The organism is Devosia ureilytica (genome assembly GCF_024273195.1).
Classification (GTDB): domain Bacteria; phylum Pseudomonadota; class Alphaproteobacteria; order Rhizobiales; family Devosiaceae; genus Devosia; species Devosia ureilytica.
This window is the reverse complement of sequence record NZ_JAMZCU010000001.1, coordinates 484,171-500,547: the sequence shown is the minus strand read 5'-3', so window position 1 is coordinate 500,547 and position 16,377 is coordinate 484,171. Positions and strand designations below refer to the sequence as shown.

General features: G+C 61.5%; 14 protein-coding genes and 2 tRNA genes. 11 read left to right on the top strand and 5 right to left on the bottom strand.

What is annotated here, in order from left to right; all coding sequences use genetic code 11:
* Positions 1-66 precede the first annotated feature (66 nt).
* The 3 genes from NIM87_RS02425 to NIM87_RS02415 all read left to right on the top strand — a co-directional run bounded on the left by NIM87_RS02425 (position 67) and on the right by NIM87_RS02415 (position 911).
* Positions 67-339, top strand: a complete 273-nt coding sequence (locus NIM87_RS02425; RefSeq protein WP_046104301.1) for an HU family DNA-binding protein — start codon at positions 67-69, stop codon at positions 337-339.
* A gap of 136 nt (positions 340-475) precedes the next feature.
* A tRNA-Val gene (locus NIM87_RS02420) sits at positions 476-551 on the top strand.
* Between the two features lie 283 nt (positions 552-834).
* Positions 835-911, top strand: a tRNA-Asp gene (locus NIM87_RS02415).
* A gap of 1,191 nt (positions 912-2,102) precedes the next feature.
* Here NIM87_RS02415 and NIM87_RS02410 read toward each other — a convergent pair.
* From NIM87_RS02410 to NIM87_RS02395, 4 genes are all read right to left on the bottom strand, one after another.
* Positions 2,103-2,885: a winged helix-turn-helix domain-containing protein gene (locus NIM87_RS02410; protein WP_254673029.1), complete on the bottom strand. Its 783-nt coding sequence runs from the start codon at positions 2,883-2,885 to the stop codon at positions 2,103-2,105.
* 107 nt (positions 2,886-2,992) lie between these two features.
* On the bottom strand, positions 2,993-3,934 hold the full coding sequence (locus tag NIM87_RS02405) for a helix-turn-helix transcriptional regulator (protein WP_254673028.1): 942 nt from the start codon (positions 3,932-3,934) through the stop codon (positions 2,993-2,995).
* Positions 3,935-4,000: 66 nt separating this feature from the next.
* Positions 4,001-6,808 (bottom strand): ATP-binding protein, encoded by a 2,808-nt coding sequence (locus tag NIM87_RS02400; protein ID WP_254673027.1) that lies wholly within the window; start codon positions 6,806-6,808, stop codon positions 4,001-4,003.
* Position 6,809: 1 nt separating this feature from the next.
* Positions 6,810-7,703, bottom strand: coding sequence for a hypothetical protein (locus tag NIM87_RS02395; RefSeq protein WP_254673026.1), 894 nt, complete (start codon positions 7,701-7,703; stop codon positions 6,810-6,812).
* Positions 7,704-7,901: 198 nt separating this feature from the next.
* On the opposite strand from NIM87_RS02395, the gene NIM87_RS02390 reads away from it, so the two are divergent.
* The 8 genes from NIM87_RS02390 (at position 7,902) to NIM87_RS02355 (ending at position 13,515) form a co-directional block, all read left to right on the top strand.
* The gene (locus tag NIM87_RS02390) at positions 7,902-8,669 is read left to right on the top strand and encodes an alpha/beta hydrolase (protein ID WP_254673025.1); all 768 of its coding nucleotides are present in this window, start codon (positions 7,902-7,904) and stop codon (positions 8,667-8,669) included.
* 105 nt (positions 8,670-8,774) lie between these two features.
* Positions 8,775-9,620, top strand: a complete 846-nt coding sequence (locus NIM87_RS02385; protein ID WP_254673024.1) for an alpha/beta fold hydrolase — start codon at positions 8,775-8,777, stop codon at positions 9,618-9,620.
* Positions 9,621-9,678: 58 nt separating this feature from the next.
* Positions 9,679-10,161 carry a Dps family protein gene (locus tag NIM87_RS02380; protein ID WP_254673023.1) on the top strand — a complete coding sequence of 161 codons (483 nt, stop codon included), beginning with the start codon at positions 9,679-9,681 and terminating at the stop codon, positions 10,159-10,161.
* The gene (locus tag NIM87_RS02375; RefSeq protein ID WP_254673022.1) at positions 10,158-10,367 is read left to right on the top strand and encodes a hypothetical protein; all 210 of its coding nucleotides are present in this window, start codon (positions 10,158-10,160) and stop codon (positions 10,365-10,367) included. The genes NIM87_RS02380 and NIM87_RS02375 overlap by 4 nt, the downstream gene beginning before the upstream one ends.
* The gene (locus tag NIM87_RS02370) at positions 10,360-11,067 is read left to right on the top strand and encodes a hypothetical protein (protein WP_254673021.1); all 708 of its coding nucleotides are present in this window, start codon (positions 10,360-10,362) and stop codon (positions 11,065-11,067) included. The genes NIM87_RS02375 and NIM87_RS02370 overlap by 8 nt, the downstream gene beginning before the upstream one ends.
* Before the next feature lie 9 nt (positions 11,068-11,076).
* Positions 11,077-11,793, top strand: a complete 717-nt coding sequence (locus NIM87_RS02365) for a glutamine amidotransferase (protein ID WP_254673020.1) — start codon at positions 11,077-11,079, stop codon at positions 11,791-11,793.
* Between the two features lie 22 nt (positions 11,794-11,815).
* Positions 11,816-12,634: an alpha/beta hydrolase gene (locus NIM87_RS02360; RefSeq protein WP_254673019.1), complete on the top strand. Its 819-nt coding sequence runs from the start codon at positions 11,816-11,818 to the stop codon at positions 12,632-12,634.
* 44 nt (positions 12,635-12,678) lie between these two features.
* Positions 12,679-13,515, top strand: a complete 837-nt coding sequence (locus NIM87_RS02355; protein ID WP_254673018.1) for an MBL fold metallo-hydrolase — start codon at positions 12,679-12,681, stop codon at positions 13,513-13,515.
* On the opposite strand, the gene NIM87_RS02350 is transcribed toward NIM87_RS02355, so the two are convergent.
* Positions 13,508-16,306 (bottom strand): ATP-binding protein, encoded by a 2,799-nt coding sequence (locus NIM87_RS02350; RefSeq protein WP_254673017.1) that lies wholly within the window; start codon positions 16,304-16,306, stop codon positions 13,508-13,510. The two genes, NIM87_RS02355 and NIM87_RS02350, sit on opposite strands and share 8 nt — an antisense overlap.
* Positions 16,307-16,377 lie beyond the last annotated feature (71 nt).

Genomic DNA, 16,377 nt, shown 5'->3' with positions numbered 1-16,377 from the left:
AATCGCAAAAGGTTGTCGGCGTTTTCGTTCGCCAGAGACGGCGGGCATTCACTGTGAGGAAACGCTATGAACAAAAACGATCTGGTTGGCGTCGTTGCCGACAAGGCTACGATCACCAAAGCACAGGCCGCCGAAGCGGTTGACGCAGTGTTCGAAGCCATTACCGCTGCTCTCAAGGGTGGCGACGAAGTTCGTCTGGTTGGGTTCGGTACTTTTGCCGTTTCCCAGCGCAAGGCTTCGACCGGCCGCAACCCTGCCACCGGTGCCGAGATCCAGATTCCGGCTTCGAACCAGGCTAAGTTCAAGCCCGGTAAAGGCCTCAAGGACGCGATCAACTAAGATCGCTTCCTGCCTGTATTTGGCAATCGGCCCCGTGCGGTTTTCGCCGGGGCCGTTTCTATTCCTGCAAATGTCAGTTGACGGGCAGGGGTCTGCGCCCTAATCAGGGCGCCGTTCACTTGTGGCTTCGGCCATGGGGCGATTAGCTCAGTTGGTAGAGCGCTTCGTTTACACCGAAGATGTCGGCGGTTCGAGCCCGTCATCGCCCACCATTCTCTCGCGCCGACAGTCATTCACGCCTCTCCCCATAGGGGAAGGCTCGCGCGCTGAAAGTCATTCCAAAATTCCGTGCCATCCCAAGCGTCCGGGCCACCCTGGCTTGTTGATGAGTCACGCGAGCTTGTCCGCCCTTCTCATTGAGATAAAAAAGTTTTCCACAAGCTCAGCGCGGATTTTCTAAATTTCTGCGACGGAAATCGGACAGGGCGCTTGACTTCACAAATGGCGCCCAGTACATGGACGCCACGTTGCGCGAACGACTTGTTCGCAAGCGCTGCGGGAGTAGCTCAGTTGGTTAGAGCGCCGGCCTGTCACGCCGGAGGTCGCGGGTTCGAGCCCCGTCTCTCGCGCCACCCTTTCCTAGGGTTTGCGCGTTTCGCTCCCTTTAAGTTTCAACTTTTGCTTGGACTGAGTTTCAACTTTTTGAACTCGTTGTGTTCTTCGCTCAAAAGTTTGCGCCCTTTCTTCCGCGCTTCATCAGCTGCTCGGACCGCCGCTGCATTGACCGGCATGTAGGTTTTTATGGCACAGCTGTTTCGAAGGCCGTCGGCCAGTCGCTGGAGCGTGTCCATACGAAAGATGGGGCCTTCCACGCTGCCGAAACCCTTCAGATGCAGGTGAGCGATGTGATGGGGGAGCCCGCTCGCTTCGCGAGGCGGCAAAGGTGACCTGGCCAGAGGTCAACTTCGCTGATCCCAAAGAAACGCAAGGTTGCGAGTTGTAGTCCGACTGCCTGCCGGTTTGCCGGCACAGCCCGGCCGCGACTGCATCGTCTTCCAAGACCTCGCCGCAGGAGACACTGCTCGACGTCCTTCGCGCCAGCTTTCCACTGCTAACTGATGAAAGCCGCTAGTCCGGACCGTCAGGTTTCAGGAAATCGAAGACCCCGCCTGTACGGCAGAAAAGGGTCGCCCAAGTGGGCAGGGGGCCAGGTTCACTGTCGTTCACCCATGTTCATATCCCTACAGTTGATCGTTCCGATCAACTGCGCGGCTCCATCAAACCGACCACACTTCGATCCGTTGGATCAGGGCGGCAAGTTCGCTTTGCTCATCGGTTTGCTGAACCCGCTCACGTACCCGGCCCCCTCCGGGACCGCGAACGTGAAGAAAAGAACACCTTTGACACAGGCTAGGTCACCCAAAAGTGGGAAAGGTCGCCTTGGTCGTACTTGAGCATCTTATCTATTGCGAAACCGATCTTATAGCAGCAGAACCGATCTTATCGCTGCAAAACCGACTGGCCCGGCCATTCTGCCTTGAACGAACAAAGGGTAGCGGTCGAACACACGGCTCGTTGACATTTTTCAGTTCCTAAGCGGGCTCTCGGAGAGCTCAAACTGAGAGTGGATTAGGATGAAATGGTCGTGCTTACTCCGCTAACCTCAAAAAGGGAGGAGCGATCAGTCGGCAAGGAGTGTTACCGCGCTCGGTGCGGTGTGCCCCGGCAGTCTGAGGAGTAGGATGTCCGCTGAGGACATGACCGCCTTCCTGTACGGCGCTGCCAGGATCATGTCGCACGATTGCTTTTCGGGCTGGATTGCTTCACGCCCCCATCTGGGTGCCGTCTCTTTGCAGGGTCGCACAGAACGGGGATAGCCGCGCGATGAATCGGTAGCCACGACCCGGATCGTTGGCAATAAACTTTGGCTGCCTGGCGTTGTCGCCAAGCGCCCGCCGGATCGCGGCGAGGTGGACACGCAGATTGACCTCTTCGACCATTAGGCCCGGCCACACCAGGCGAGCAACCTCGTCCTTTTTCATCAGCTCGCCAGGCCGTTCCAGGAGGAGCGCGAGAATGGCAAGGGCGCGACTTCCGAGCCTGACCGGGTAGCCGCCTTCAAACAGCAGGCAGTGCTCACTATCAAAGCTAAAATTGCCGAAATAGACCAAAGACCGGTTGGTTCGCTGTTGCGCAAATCCCTGGCGACCTTCAACGCTCACCGCATTTGCTGCAACAATGGGTTCAACAGCGACACCGACGCGATACCCCTGACCTGGCACGTTAATGATGTACGGCAACGAGCTTCCCAGTTCGCGCAGGGATTTTCGCAAGGCCGATATCTGAACGCGAAGATTGGCTTCGTCCACAAAAGTATCGGGCCAGGCGCGCCGCATCAGGTCGTCGCTGCGGACCAGTGCGCCGCGGGCCTCGACGAGAGCTGTCAGCACGGTCAGGGCGCGGCAGCCAAGGCGGAGCCGCTTTCCATGCAGCATGAGGGTCAGGCGTGCCGTATCGAGCTCAAAAGGCGCAAGACGCAGGGTCGCCTGCGAAGGCGACAACGGCAAGAAATCATCCAGATAATCGTCACTGCGCCAGTGTTCCAAGTGCCGCACCTTGTTTCCAAAGGAGCCAAGGATAGCGGTTGCGCCCGATCGCAGACTTGTATGTTCTTGTCACTATTGTCTGAACTTGCGGAAAAAAGGCATGAGCATCAACCTTTTTGTATTCGTCTCCATTTGCCCGGGCTGACGCCGATCCGGCTTCGAAAGACCCGACTGTAGTGGCTTTGATCGGCGAAACCACAACCCAAGGCAATTTCACTGAGCGAAAGCTCCGTGAGGACCATCATTTCGAGCGATCGGGCGATCCGCCTTCCCAGCACATATCGATGGGGCGGCATCCCCATTGTCGTTGAGAAGGCATGGGCAAAGTGCCCCGGTGACAGCCGGCAAATGGCGGCGAGGTCATTTATGCTGATGTCACACGCCAGATTTGCCGTGACATATTCGGTGACCCGGTTGGCCTGCCATTGTGTCAACACGTGGGGACGACGGCCCTTGAGGTGAATCGATCCATAGGCGCCGGCAATGTGCGTGGCAGCGGCGGATATGACGTGGTCGGCGAAGAGACGGCTGATCTCGGTTGGCCGCGCCAAGGCGGGCAGCAGGGCCCGCGCCAGATTGAGCATGGTGTGGTCTCGCCGCTCGGGGTCATAGGTGGCGGCGGTGATCTCAACATGGGAGTCTATGTCATCTTCCATCAGCACCTGACGCAACAAGCGCTGTGGGAAGCTGAAGTGGACGGAGTCGAATGCGTCGAAGAGCTCCGAAGTCCAACTGTAGCGTTGGTCATGAAGATGAATGCTGCCTTCGAACATTTCGGACGTCGGCAAATGGTGGCCGTCCCAGAATGTGTGGCCCGGATTCATGTGGCGCAGATGGACGATGCAAAGGACGGCGTCCGTTATGCCAAAGGTGTCGGTGGTGTGGCTTTGGTCACGAGTCAGCCTGCGGCGCGGCTGAATGACGCGACCGACAGACAGGTCGCCATGAACCACGGTCTGAGTATAAAATCCTGATTGGTGATAGATTGCGCCTTCGGGAGGTATCCAGCTCGCTGGCAGCGTCATCGCGTTCACTTCAGCTCGAAACAAGCCCGACATCCCAAAATAGCGCAGCGAGGCCCAAAGTTGCAACGATTGCAGCTGACCGTGACGGCATCAATCGGCTCTGAGCTGCTTCAGGAGAACCTTGGCCGCCAAAAGGTCAGACGTGTCGTGGCCTTCCTCGAAGCGGTCGAACAGGCCACGGAGGAGATCGTACGCCTCTTTGCTGCGCTCATGACGCCAGAAGCGGGCCAGGCTCATCGCTGCACGCAGTTCCCAGGCAAGTTCACCCTGCTCGTTGGCATGGGAGAGCGCCAAACGAAGTTGCGCGACTGCTTCATCATCCTGTCCATTGTTCAGGCGTGTGAGGGCCTCAGCCCTCAAGATTTCGGCGCGACACCAGCCTGACGTCAGGTGCAGCGGCAAGCTTGCTCCCCGTGTGGAGCTGGTCAAGGTGACCCAGGTTTCCGCCTGCAGCAGACTAGTGGGCAGGAAAGCGACGCTCCCCTCGCTGCGTCGCCCCTCGCGCATGCTGATATGCGCAATGACCTTTCGATAAAGGCTGGCCCAGGACAGCCAGTGTGTCAGCGCGGAAAACTCGGCCTCCCGCTCCAGACGCCCGATATGCAACGCTGCGCGCTCATCATCGCCACACCACAATAGGAGCGGGCAGGCGCCCAGTGCCAAAGCCTCGCACAGCGCCTCCGGCCCGTCTTCTGCGGCGAAGGTGAGCGCTTCGAACATGACTGCGCGTGCCTGGTTTGCCTTCCCCCTGAGCCAGAGCTGCTTAGCCGCCACGATACGCAGGGCCCCCGAAGACGGGGAAGCCAGCATTGGTGTCGCCTGTTCGGCCCCAGGGGCATACCGCGCTAGCGCGCGTTGCGCGTGCAGCATGGAACCTCGTTGGTCGCCCTGGTAGTGATGAACTTCGGCAAGAAGTCGCTGGGCGGTGTAGATCAGGTCTGCCACATCGGGCCCGCTCGTCAAGTCGGCAGCGACCTTGGCCAGCTTTCGTGCCCGCTCGAGACGTCCGGATCGCAGGGAAACTGTCGCGGCTGCCAGCGCCCATTCAGCCGTGGCTTGCGGGGTGGCGATCTGTCTGCGCAGCGCGCCGGATTCGAGCAGGTGGCGGCGCGCGTCGGTCGCGAACAGCCCTTCAGGATTTTGTTCCGACCTTGCGAGGTGCAGAAGAAGGGACATGCGCTGCTTCGGTGTCATTGCGCCCGGAACGTCCAGTGCGAGACGGGCAAACCGTATTGCGTCTTCGCATCGGCACGCGCGCAGAAGCACTGGAAGGCCTTCGGTGATCAACTGGGCTCCCAATCGCAGGTCGCCGCCTTCGCTCAGGCACCAGGCAAGGGCACCCGAGAGTTCCAAAGCGAGTTCAGAATGCCGCTCCAACCAGCCCGACCGTGAAATCCCGCGCCAATGCGCGAGAGCCTCGCGCAGCTGATCCAGAACGATTTGGGCATGTTCGCTCGCGATGCGCGGCCAAGCGGGGGAGCCTCTAAGGCGTTCATAGGCCACGGCGCGAAACGGCATGGGCATTCGATAAGCCACCTTGCCGCCCGTTCGCGCAAGGAGGAGCTGGGATTTGGCCACAAGTGCCCCGAGAAGCGCTATGACGGTGTGCCTTGCCGGTTGTGCTTGCGCCAGCTTGGTGGCTTCGCGCAGACTGAATGCGCCGGCAAAGACCGACAACGCCTCAAGGAGCCGGCATTCCTGCGGCTGCAAACCGTCAATATCCTGTTCAATAACCTCTCGGAACGCGCGCCTGCCGCCAGTGCTGCTGCGACGATCATCAACGAGAAAGTCAACGCCAGCCACAAGGCGCGCATCAACTTCCTTGAGACCAAAAACCTGTATGCTGGATGCCGCCATTTCGATGGCCACAGGAAAGCCGCCTAGCTTGCGGCAGATTGCGATGAGGCGCGGCACGTCTCGGTCGGAGAAGCCGGTGGGAATGCCACCGGCCTGCACGCGCTCAACGAGCATCCTCGTTGATGGACAACGCATGACATCCCCTAGTGTTCGGGTCTCGTCCGTCGGCAGATCCAGCGGGGCGACGTGGTACACGCGCTCATTGCTCGCGCGGAGCGCTTCGCGGCTGGTGGCAAGCACGCGAATGCCGGGACAGGTCACCATGAGGGTTTCGGCAACTCGGGCGGCCGCTTCGATCCCGGCTTCGCAGCCGTCGAGGATAACCAGCATTCCGGTCGTACCGATATGCGCTCCGAGCTGAGCGAGCGGCAAACCCTGCGGCAATTCGAGACCTTCGAAGAGCCTGCCGGCTATCTGATCATCTGCAAGCTGCCCGCAAAGGTCGATCTGCACTGCGCCGACCTCAAGGCGCTGGGCCAACCGTCCTGCCGCGACGCTTGCAAGAGCGGTCTTGCCGACACCAGGGGGCCCGGTCAACGTCACTAGTCGATGGGATTCTGCGAGCGTTGTGATCGCCTCCAGAGCCGCATCCCGACCGATCAGCGCATTGGATTTGCCGATGAACTGCCTGGGTCGCGAAGGGCGGTGGGGCTGCGCATCGGCCCTCGATCGAGACGGAGACGCATTAACCGGAGCGATGAAGCGGTAACCGCGACCAACGACGTTGGCAATGTAGCGAGGGTTGCTGGAGCGGTCACCCAGTGCGCGCCTCAGGGCGGACATATGGACCCGGAGATTGATATCCTCAACAAACGTTTCCGGCCAAGCCACGCGCACCAGGTGCTCCTTCGTCACCAACTCGCCAGGGCGCTCCAGAAGGAAGACCAGGATAGACATTGCCCGGCTGCCTAACCTCAGATGCTGATCGCCCCTGAAAAGCAAGTGACGCGCAACATCGAGGCGGAAGTCGCCAAAGTGGAATACCTGATCGTTGAAAACTTCCGCCGGTTCAGGATCGCCATGGGGCGTGTCTATGGCCATTCTAGCCTCCGCGCGGTGGGCTGCCGCGATCCTTGGGCCGGAAGGAAGCTGCCAGAGCGGATTCGGTCTCATCGATGCGGGCCAGCCAGGTCCCTGCGTTCTGCTCAACCGCTAGCCTGCGGGCCTCATCCAGTTGGCGGCGGGCGTCCAACGGGTCATACCAGATTGCAATAGCGGCCTGGTTGCGAATGACCTCTGGAGCTGACCAGCCAACCATTCGGTTCAGCACCCGCCGCAGGGCCAGTTGTGAGATCGCGCGGCCGTCGATCGTGGCGAGGTGGTCTGCAAGCAGCGCGTCGACACCCTCTATCTCGGTAATTCCATCCGCGGTCGTGCGTGAATTGAATCGCAGATCAATGGCCTGCGATACGCGCTGGCCCCACACTCGCCAATAGTTGAGTTGGTCGATCTCTGCCTCCTCAATCAGGTCAATGACATAGCCCCTGGCCGCTCCTTCGTTTTCGGCCCAAATAGCGGACGGCAAGCAGGCGAGTGCCAGCGACTGGCAAATGGCGACCGGATTGTCGCGCCGCGAGCGGTCAAGGACGTCCCGGGCTATATCTGCAGCTTCGCTGTGCTCGCCACGGATGGCGGCAATCCGTGCCAGAATAATTCCCATGGAAATATAGGGGTGGACGGCGGTGCACTCGATCAAGCCGGTGGCCTGGGCGCGAACCTTTTCGGCCATGTGGCCGGCCCCGGCGTGGTCACCGAGAAAATGCAGCGATTGAGCAATGGACTTGTAGGCAAACAGGGGCTCATCGAGTCCCTCGCGTAGGGCCTGCTCAACCATGTCAAAGGCAATCTGGCGACATCGAGGATAGTCTGCCTCGGTGAATGTCGTGCACCAAAGCATGGCCATTTCAGTCTGAACGTCCGCAGCAGTCAAAGCCATTGCCTTCTCCCGCCAGCCAAGCCTCGATCGAGCTTAGCCCCACGCATCCGTCCGGCCCTGTAAACTTATGTTAAAAATGGCGAAGGCGCTTGCGGCCGTTTGCGATACTTCTCAGCGATTAACTGGTGATGGCACAGCCGATGGACAATCCTTGCTGCAGCCGAGATGGACTCGGCGCCCATGCAAGGAGACGCCTAAATGTATTCGATAAGTAAATTCGCGCTGCTCATGGCAGCATCTGTGCCGCTTTTGCTTGTCGGCGCTTCCGGTGCTTTCGCCCAGGAAATCAAGAACGTGGTTATGGTGCATGGCGCCTGGGCTGATGGCTCGGGCTGGCGGCCGATCTACGAGATCCTGAAGGAGGAGGGTTACAATGTCCGCATGGTTCAGAACCCGCTGACGTCCCTCGAGGACGACGTGATGGCGACTGACCGTGTCCTGGACCGGATGGATGGTCCTACCATCCTTGTCGGTCATTCCTATGGCGGCGCGGTGATTACGGAGGCAGGTGACCACGAGAACGTCGCGGGCCTGGTCTTTGTGCAGGCATTCGCTCCCGATGTCGGCGAGTCCCCATTCGGCCTCATCCCTCAGGATCCCAACCATCCGCCGCCGTTCGACTTCACCGAGGACGGCTTTGCCTTCTTCAACGAAGCGGCATACGTGCCCGGATTCGCCGATGCCCTTCCGGCCGAGGACGCAGAGTTCATGCGCGACTCTCAGGTGCCGATTTCGGTTGATGGTGGTAGCACGCCCCTGACCGTCGCCGCCTGGAAAGACAAGCCCTCGTGGTACCAATTGGCCGATGCCGACCACGTCATTCCGCCCGAAGCGCAAGAGCAGATGGCTAATCGTGCCGGTGCAACCCTGGTCACGGTCAGCGGTGGGCACCTCGCCTTCATCGCCCATGCCCAGGATACTGCCCAGCTGATCATGGACGCAGCAGAGGGGGCTGCTGCCGAATAGTTCCGCGAGCCTCGACCCCCACTCGCGGCCCTGGCGTGCCGCCGCTCCAACCCTCCTCCCTTGCCCGGCGGCGGCACGCATCTTCCCAGATCAATGAGGACGACAATGAGCACCTTCACCACAAGGGACGGCACCGAGATTTTCTTCGACGACTGGGGTTCGGGTCAGCCGATCATCTTTTCCCATGGTTGGCCACTCTCGGCCGACGCGTTCGAAGATCAGATGTTCTTCTTTGCCCAGCGAGGATACCGCGTCATTGCCCATGACCGGCGCGGTCATGGCCGGTCGAGCCGTCCCTTGCAAGGCAATGACATGGATACCTACGCAGATGACCTTGCCGCGCTGGTGCAGCACCTGGGCATCACCGGGGCCATCCATGTCGGTCATTCCACAGGCGGCGGCGAGGTCGCGCGGTATATCGGCCGGCACGGCACATCGCGTGTTGCGGGCGCTGTCCTGATCGGCGCCGTTCCGCCGCTCATGTTGAAGACGGCGGCCAATCCACTGGGCCTGCCGATCGAGGCATTCGACGCCATCCGGGCTGGCGTACAGGCCGACCGGTCACAGTTCTTCATGGACCTGACCACGCCCTTCTACGGGTACAATAGACCGGGCGCCAAGGTCAGCCAAGGCGTTCGGGATTCCTTCTGGCGTCAGGCAATGATGGCAGGGATGCCGGCATGCCACTACTGCATCAAGGCATTCTCGGAGACCGACCTGTCGGAAGATCTCAAGCGATTCAACGTGCCGACACTCATCCTCCACGGCGATGACGATCAGATCGTCCCCATCCAGGCCTCAGCCGCACTGTCATCCCAAATCGTTCAGGGCAGCACGCTGACGGTCTATCCCGGAGGCGATCATGGCCTCTGCACCACCCGGAAGGATCACGTCAATCACGATCTCTGGACGTTCGTCACCGGCAAGATCGATGCCCAGTCAGCGCCCTGACGTCCCCATCCGGCCAGGTCGCTCATCCCGACCTCGCCTAACCCTTACGGAGAGTCGAATGTTCTCTGGCACGACGGCAGATCAACGGGAATACGATGCGGTTCCGACCTGCCTGACGGGCCTCCTCGCCCAGGTCCTTGCCCTTCAGATTCGCACCAAGGGTTGCCACTGGCACGTGAGTGGCCCCCATTTCCGTAGCTTGCACAGCCTGTTCGACGAACAAGCCGAGCAACTTGCCGATACTGCAGACGAACTCGCAGAGCGAGTCAGGGCGCTGGGCGCGACAACCATAGCCTCGCTCTCGGACCTCGTTCAGGCATCACACTCCGCGGGAGACGGGGCCCCGGCGCTCGCGGCCCAGGACATGCTGGTCGAGTTGCGCCGGGCCAATAGGCGGCTTGCTGAGGAGCTCAAAGCGCTGCGTCTTCTGGCGGACAGCCGGGATGACATTGTCACCGTCAGTGCCGCCGATGGCTGGCTGGCGCAGGCGGAGCGTCGCGTCTGGATGCTTGGGGCCTCCATGTCGGAGCATCAGCCATGAGCAAGGGCAACAAGATGACGTTTATCCGTGACGCAGGGCCGGCCGCCATGACCTCGCATATGCCGGCCTGGGACGAAGTGGACGAGAGTTCGGACGAGTCCTTTCCCGCAAGCGATCCCCCGGCGCGCTCGCCGGCGCACCAGGATCTGTCGGCTCCACAGACCCCCAACACCCACATACCGAGAAAGGATCGTTCCAATGACTAAGTCCAGCCTACTCGGTCTGGTGCCGCTGCTCGCACTTGCGGGTCAGGTCCAGGCTCACGAGATTGCAACCGAAAGCGACCCGGCCGTGCATGCGTCATTCGACATCGTCGACACACGGGTCACGACCGAAGGCGATGAGGTTGTGTTCGCCGTCAAGGTGCGCGGCGAGGCCGGCGACAGCAAGCCCGATCCCCGGGGCGAATTTGCCGGTTCGGAGGTCTACGCCTATGTCTGGCCCACCTCCATCGACAGTGGCGATATCGGGTTTGACGCCGGCCAGGGCATAGTCGCCATGGCGGTGACCTTTCATCCTGACTTTGACGATGCCGCCTATGGGGGGACGAACCGTCACATCTGGCATCCGCATTGGGTCGTGCTGGTGGAGGATGCCGCCTGCGGCGGTGGCCTCACGGTCAAGGACATTCCGGCCGGCACCACGGTGAAGACGCCGCCAACATGGCCGAAAGTGCCGATCCTCATCGACAGTCCGGACTATCCGCTCGATTTCACTACCGACACGGTTGAAATCCGGGTGCCGCTGGCTGCCGTTTCCACCCTGGCCGGAGCCTCCTTTGACGGCGTGACGGCCGGTCTCAAGGTCAATGCCAATCTCCATGCCCCACTCCTATGCGTCGACAACGTCTTCAAGACCGCGTCCGGCGACCTGAGCCTTCCGGGCAAAGTCATGCCGGCGGATTAGGCGACAGACATGAAATCCTGCCTCGTCGTCCGTCACGTCGACTTCGAACATCTCGGTACCCTCGAGCTGTTGCTGCGCCAGGCCGGCTTTGGCATGCGCTTCGTAGAGGCCGGCCTGGATCATCTGCCTGTGTCCGAGGCTACGGATGACGATCTGGCCGTCATTCTGGGAGGTCCGATCGGGGCATACGAGGGCGCGGAATATCCTTTCCTTGCGGACGAGATGCGCCTCATCGAGAGGCGTCTGGCGTCGCATCGGCCAACGCTTGGAATCTGCCTTGGCGCACAGCTCATGGCGAAAACCCTCGGCGCCGAGGTCTATCCCTGCGGCGTCAAGGAAATCGGATGGGAGGAGGTGACCCTCACGTCCGCCGGTACAGCTTCACCCCTTCGTGCCCTCTCGGGCGTGCCGGTCCTGCACTGGCATGGTGATGTCTTCGATCTTCCGCCCGATGCCGTGAACCTGGCGTCTACGGCTGCATGTCCCCATCAGGCATTCGCCCTGGGCACCCATGGCCTCGCGCTGCAATTCCACGCTGAGATCGCGGCCGATGAGATCGAGAGCTGGCTCATTGGCCACGCTGTCGAAATCGCTGCGGCCGGGATCTCACCGAGGGCCCTGCGCGAAGCCACCCACCGGCATGGGGCTGAACTGCACCATGCGGCGCGGCAACTCTTCTCGGAGTGGCTCGGCCGCCTATGGGATTTGCCGGATCAACCACGATGAACCACCTAGCAGGAGATATAAAATGACCAAGACAATCATGCTTATTCATGGCGCCTGGCTCAACGCGAAGAGCTGGGAAAAATGGATCGCTTATTACGAGGCAAAGGGCTTCAAGGTCGTCGCGCCAAATTGGCCCCATGACGATGGCGACCCGGCCGCGCTGCGGGAGCATTCGCATCCTGCCCTGCGCAAGGTCGGGTTCGTCGCCATCCTGGAACACCTCGACAAGGCCGTGCGCGCGCTGCCTGAAGAGCCGATCCTGATGGGCCACTCGGCCGGCGGCGTCATGGTGCAGAGCCTGCTCAATCGCGGTCTCGGCGTGGCCGGGGTCGCGATCGACCCGGCACCCACGACCGGCGTTCCACTGGGACCCCATGCGATCAGATCGGCATTTCCTGTATTGGGGTCGTTCGGAAGCTGGGGTCGCGTGATGCATATGTCTCGCAAGTTCTTCGCGACCCGCTTTGCCCAGACCATCCCGTCCGGCCAGTCTGATGCCCTTTATGACCGGTACATCGTGCCCACGCCGGGCAAGCTTTACTGGGACGGCATCCTCACCAAGACAGGCGCCGTGCAATGGGACAATCCCAATCGTGCGCCCTTGCTGCTGATTGGCGGCGGCAAGGACCTCATCGCTGACGCGAGCATGACCAAGGCAAATTTTGAACGCCAGAAGCGGGCACCGTCGAGGACCGAGCTCAAGATCTTCGCAGATCGCTCGCACTGGACTTGCATGGATCCGGGCTGGGAAGAGGTGGCGGACACCGCCCTGGACTTCGCACTGCAGAACGCCCGGCCGGCCCGTGGCGTGCTCACCTCGATCGCCCGTCCCGCCGCCTGAAAGCTGTGGCGGGCCGGCCAGCGCCGGCTCGCCACCCAGGAGCCATGATGCGCATCCATCACCTCGATTGCGGTTCCCACCATCCTCTCGGAGGGCGCCTCTACGACGACGCCAGCACGGGGCTGTATGCCCATATCTGCACCCATTGCATGCTGATCGAACTGGCAGACAGCCTGGTGCTGGTCGACACCGGCTATGGCCTCCAGGACGTGCGCCGCGGGGGACGGCGCCGCCTCAGCCATCTCTGGCCGCTCGTGCTCAACCCCGCGCTCCTGGAGGCCCAGACTGCTATTCGGCAGGTCGAGGCGCTGGGCTATTCGGCGAACGACGTCCGTCACATTGTCCTCACCCATCTCGATTTCGACCATGCCGGTGGCCTGGAAGATTTTCCGGCGGCCGTTGTGCATCTGCTCGCGGTCGAAAAGGCGGCAGCTGAAATGCGCCACCAGGGCCTGGTCGGTCGGCAGCGCTACCGCCCCAGGCAATGGGACAGCGTCCGGGAGTGGAGGACCTACTCGCCTCTGGGGGAGCGCTGGTATGGTTTTGATGCGGTTCGTCAGCTCGAGGGACTGCCGCCCGATCTGCTTCTCGTGCCGTTGAGCGGCCATACCAGGGGTCATGCCGGCGTGGCAGTCGCAACGGCGGCCGGGTGGCTCCTCGACGCCGGTGACGCGTACCTGCATCGCAGCGAGCTGACAGCAGACCAGCGCATGCCGCCGGGGTTGGCGGTGTACGAACGGATCATGATGGCCGATCCGCCTGCTGCGCGAGCCAACCTTGCGCGCCTCAAAGAGCTCCATCAGGGCCATGCGCCCCAAGTGCAAATTTTCTGCAGTCACGACACGAGTGAACTGCTTCAGCTCCAGGCCTCAACTACGTGATCTGTCCCAGTAATTGCTGAGCCGCTACGACATCGGCCGTGTCGTGTCCTTCGGGCATCCGGCCAAGAACATCGCTTAGCCTGCTGACCGCGTCTTCGCGGCGGCGATCCTGCCAAAGTCGCGCAAGACTGGTCACGGCGCGCAGCTCCCAGGCGACAGCGCCGTGCGACTGCGAAATCTGGACGGCCCTGGCCATCTGATCTTCGCCGCCTTCAAGGTCACCATTCTCGACCAGCCGCAGACCATGCAGTCGCAGGAGCTCCGGGGCGGCCCAATCGGCGATCGACGTCACGGGAGGAGGCTCGACGGCAAGGCCCACCACGGTGCTCAGGGTCTGGGCCTGCAGCGTGCCCATCGCGGGCGCCACGGGACCAAGACCATCATGCCAATCGAGGGCATTCTCGAACAGCGTGCACCACGCCTTCCAATGCTTGAACGAGTAGCGTTCGGAGTGCTCAAGAAGCCTCCCGACCAAATTTCGCGCTATCCTGTGGTCTCCGCGCCAAAGATACATTGGGATGACCGCCATGCCGAGCAATTGCGCCAAGGCCACCGGGCCTGCTTCGTCCGCGATAGTGATGCCTTCTTCCGCAACACGCACAGCGCTGTCTGCATGCCCCGTCATCCACAATGAGCGAACCAGGACCCAACGCATGGTGATCCGCCGGTCGGTATGCATGAAGCCGTAAGTGTAGGGAATATTCACGACCCGGTGGCGCAGGACGGCCTTAGCCAAATCGAGGGCGCGTTCGTGCTGACCGCTATAGTGTGCGGCCTGCGCCATGGCGCGGCTGACCGACAGCACCGCGAACTCATCGCCGCTGCGCTCGGCCATAGCCAAGGCACGTCCGCCAATGGCTGCGGACGACTCATATTGGCCCAGGCTGATATGGGTTGAGCCAAGCGTTACAAGCGGCTCTATGCGGTGACGGTCCTTGCCCGTGAGTTCGGCCAGTTCTATGGCGCGCCTGAAAGTGTCGTCGAGTGACTGGCCCACATTGTAGGTAAGGTGATTTTTCGCCACATGGAGGCGGAGCTCAGGAACCACCAGAGGGCTCGGGAGTTCCTTTGCCCGCTCGATGGCCGTGACCATCCTCTCGCCGAACTCATCGTGCAGTCCCAGTTGCATGGCGAGCGGGAGCGCAAGGCTGGTCAAGAGCACCCCGCCTGCAGTGTCGCCTGTCGGACCGAATGACCAGGTGAGTGCCGTTCTTATGTCATCGATGTAGCGGCTGTAGGTCGACGTCCAGGTTTGCGCGGGGGTGACGGGCCATGAGCTTTCGGCCTCGCGCAGGATGTCGCAGAGGTAGTGGACATGCAGCGCCCGCACCCGACGGACTTCCCCCGCGAGCCCCAGTTTCTCCAGCGCATAGATCCGGGCGCTATCCAGCATTCGAAAGCTCGCTGCGCCGGCGCGACTGGTTTGCATGAGCAGCGACTTGCGAACCAGGCTCGACACCCCCTCGAGGACCCGGGTCGGGGTCAGGTGCTCGTCGCCAGCCACAAGACCAGCTGCCCGGAAGGTGAACTCCCCGGCAAACACGGCCAGGCGGCGGAGGACGATGCGGTCGACGTCTCCAAGATTGTCATGACTCCAGTCCAGCATGTTGCGCAGTGTCTGGTGCCGGTTGGCCGCCGTGCGCCGTCCGGCGGTGAGAATGCCGAGCCGGTCATCCAGACGAGACGCCAGCTCGGCGATACCAAAAGCGCCGGCCCGGGAGGCAGCTATTTCGATGGCGAGAGCAAGCCCATCCAGTCTTCTGCCGATTTCCACGATAAACGGGACGTCGGCGTCACCGATCAGTCCCGCATCGTCGGCCGCCAGCATATGCTCCACGAAAAGCTGAATGGCCGGATAGGCCAGGGCCTCGCGCAGGGTGAGATCTTCGACGCCGCTGGGCAATTCGAATGGCGCGAGGCGATAGACACGCTCCCCCTGTATCCGGAGTGGTTCATGACTGGTGGCAATGATGTGAAGGCGCGGGCTCCCCTTGAGCAGGTTTTCCGTGGTCTGGGCCGCCGCGTCGATGAGGTGTTCACAATTGTCCAGGATCAGCAGGGCATGGTTAGCACGCAACTTGGAGGCCAAGCTTTCAACCGGTTGCTCCGTATCGATAGCGACGTGGATGGCAGATGCGATAGCGAAGGGAACCACTGCCGGGTCCGAGACGGCCGCCAGGTCGACGAAGAAGGCACCATCGTCAAACAGATGCTTCACGCGATGGGCCAATTCCAGTGCGACCGTGGTCTTGCCGATACCACCAGTGCCCACCAGGGAAATCTGTCGGGCCGTTTTGAGTATGACAGTGAGGGCGTCGATGTCGTCGCTACGGCCGTAGACGCTAGCGATGAGACTTGGCAATTCGTCGCGGCGGCTGGATGGAGCTGGCTCGAACGGGGCTGGCCGCTCTTCTGGCTCCACCCGCTGGACCGGCGCGATGAACCGGTATCCTCTACCGGCAACATTGACGATGAAGCGTGGCGTTTCGTTGGAATCGCCCAAGGCCTTGCGCAGGGCCGAGATATGGACGCGCAGGTTTCCTTCTTCCACATGGGTGTTTGGCCAGGCGCCGGCGATCAGCTCTTCCCTGCTGACCAGGTGGCCCGACCGCTCGATCAGTGTGCTAAGTATCGCCAGGGCGCGGCTGCCAAGGCGGACGGGCTGCCCATCTAGGGTCAGCAGTTGCCGGGTCGGAGAAAATTGGTAGGGGCCGAAAGCGAACTGTGTGTCGAGCGCCCCAAGGGCCGTTGTCTCCAGATCGTCTAAATGGCCTTGTTGCTCCTTGTCCATCGACGGCCTTGTTCCTGATGCCTGCCCGAAAAACCGCTGCCGGATGTTTCCACCCGACAGTCAACTCTATT

What these genes read in the sequence shown, in the direction of transcription:
- NIM87_RS02425 (WP_046104301.1), top strand. Translation starts at nt 67, where the DNA reads ATGAACAAAAACGATCTGGTTGGCGTCGTTGCCGACAAGGCTACGATC.
- NIM87_RS02385 (WP_254673024.1), top strand. Translation starts at nt 8,775, where the DNA reads ATGAGCACCTTCACCACAAGGGACGGCACCGAGATTTTCTTCGACGAC.
- NIM87_RS02360 (WP_254673019.1), top strand. Translation starts at nt 11,816, where the DNA reads ATGACCAAGACAATCATGCTTATTCATGGCGCCTGGCTCAACGCGAAG.
- NIM87_RS02380 (WP_254673023.1), top strand. Translation starts at nt 9,679, where the DNA reads ATGTTCTCTGGCACGACGGCAGATCAACGGGAATACGATGCGGTTCCG.
- NIM87_RS02365 (WP_254673020.1), top strand. Translation starts at nt 11,077, where the DNA reads ATGAAATCCTGCCTCGTCGTCCGTCACGTCGACTTCGAACATCTCGGT.
- NIM87_RS02390 (WP_254673025.1), top strand. Translation starts at nt 7,902, where the DNA reads ATGTATTCGATAAGTAAATTCGCGCTGCTCATGGCAGCATCTGTGCCG.
- NIM87_RS02355 (WP_254673018.1), top strand. Translation starts at nt 12,679, where the DNA reads ATGATGCGCATCCATCACCTCGATTGCGGTTCCCACCATCCTCTCGGA.
- NIM87_RS02395 (WP_254673026.1), bottom strand. Translation starts at nt 7,703, where the DNA reads ATGGCTTTGACTGCTGCGGACGTTCAGACTGAAATGGCCATGCTTTGG.
- NIM87_RS02400 (WP_254673027.1), bottom strand. Translation starts at nt 6,808, where the DNA reads ATGGCCATAGACACGCCCCATGGCGATCCTGAACCGGCGGAAGTTTTC.
- NIM87_RS02370 (WP_254673021.1), top strand. Translation starts at nt 10,360, where the DNA reads ATGACTAAGTCCAGCCTACTCGGTCTGGTGCCGCTGCTCGCACTTGCG.
- NIM87_RS02350 (WP_254673017.1), bottom strand. Translation starts at nt 16,306, where the DNA reads ATGGACAAGGAGCAACAAGGCCATTTAGACGATCTGGAGACAACGGCC.
- NIM87_RS02375 (WP_254673022.1), top strand. Translation starts at nt 10,158, where the DNA reads ATGAGCAAGGGCAACAAGATGACGTTTATCCGTGACGCAGGGCCGGCC.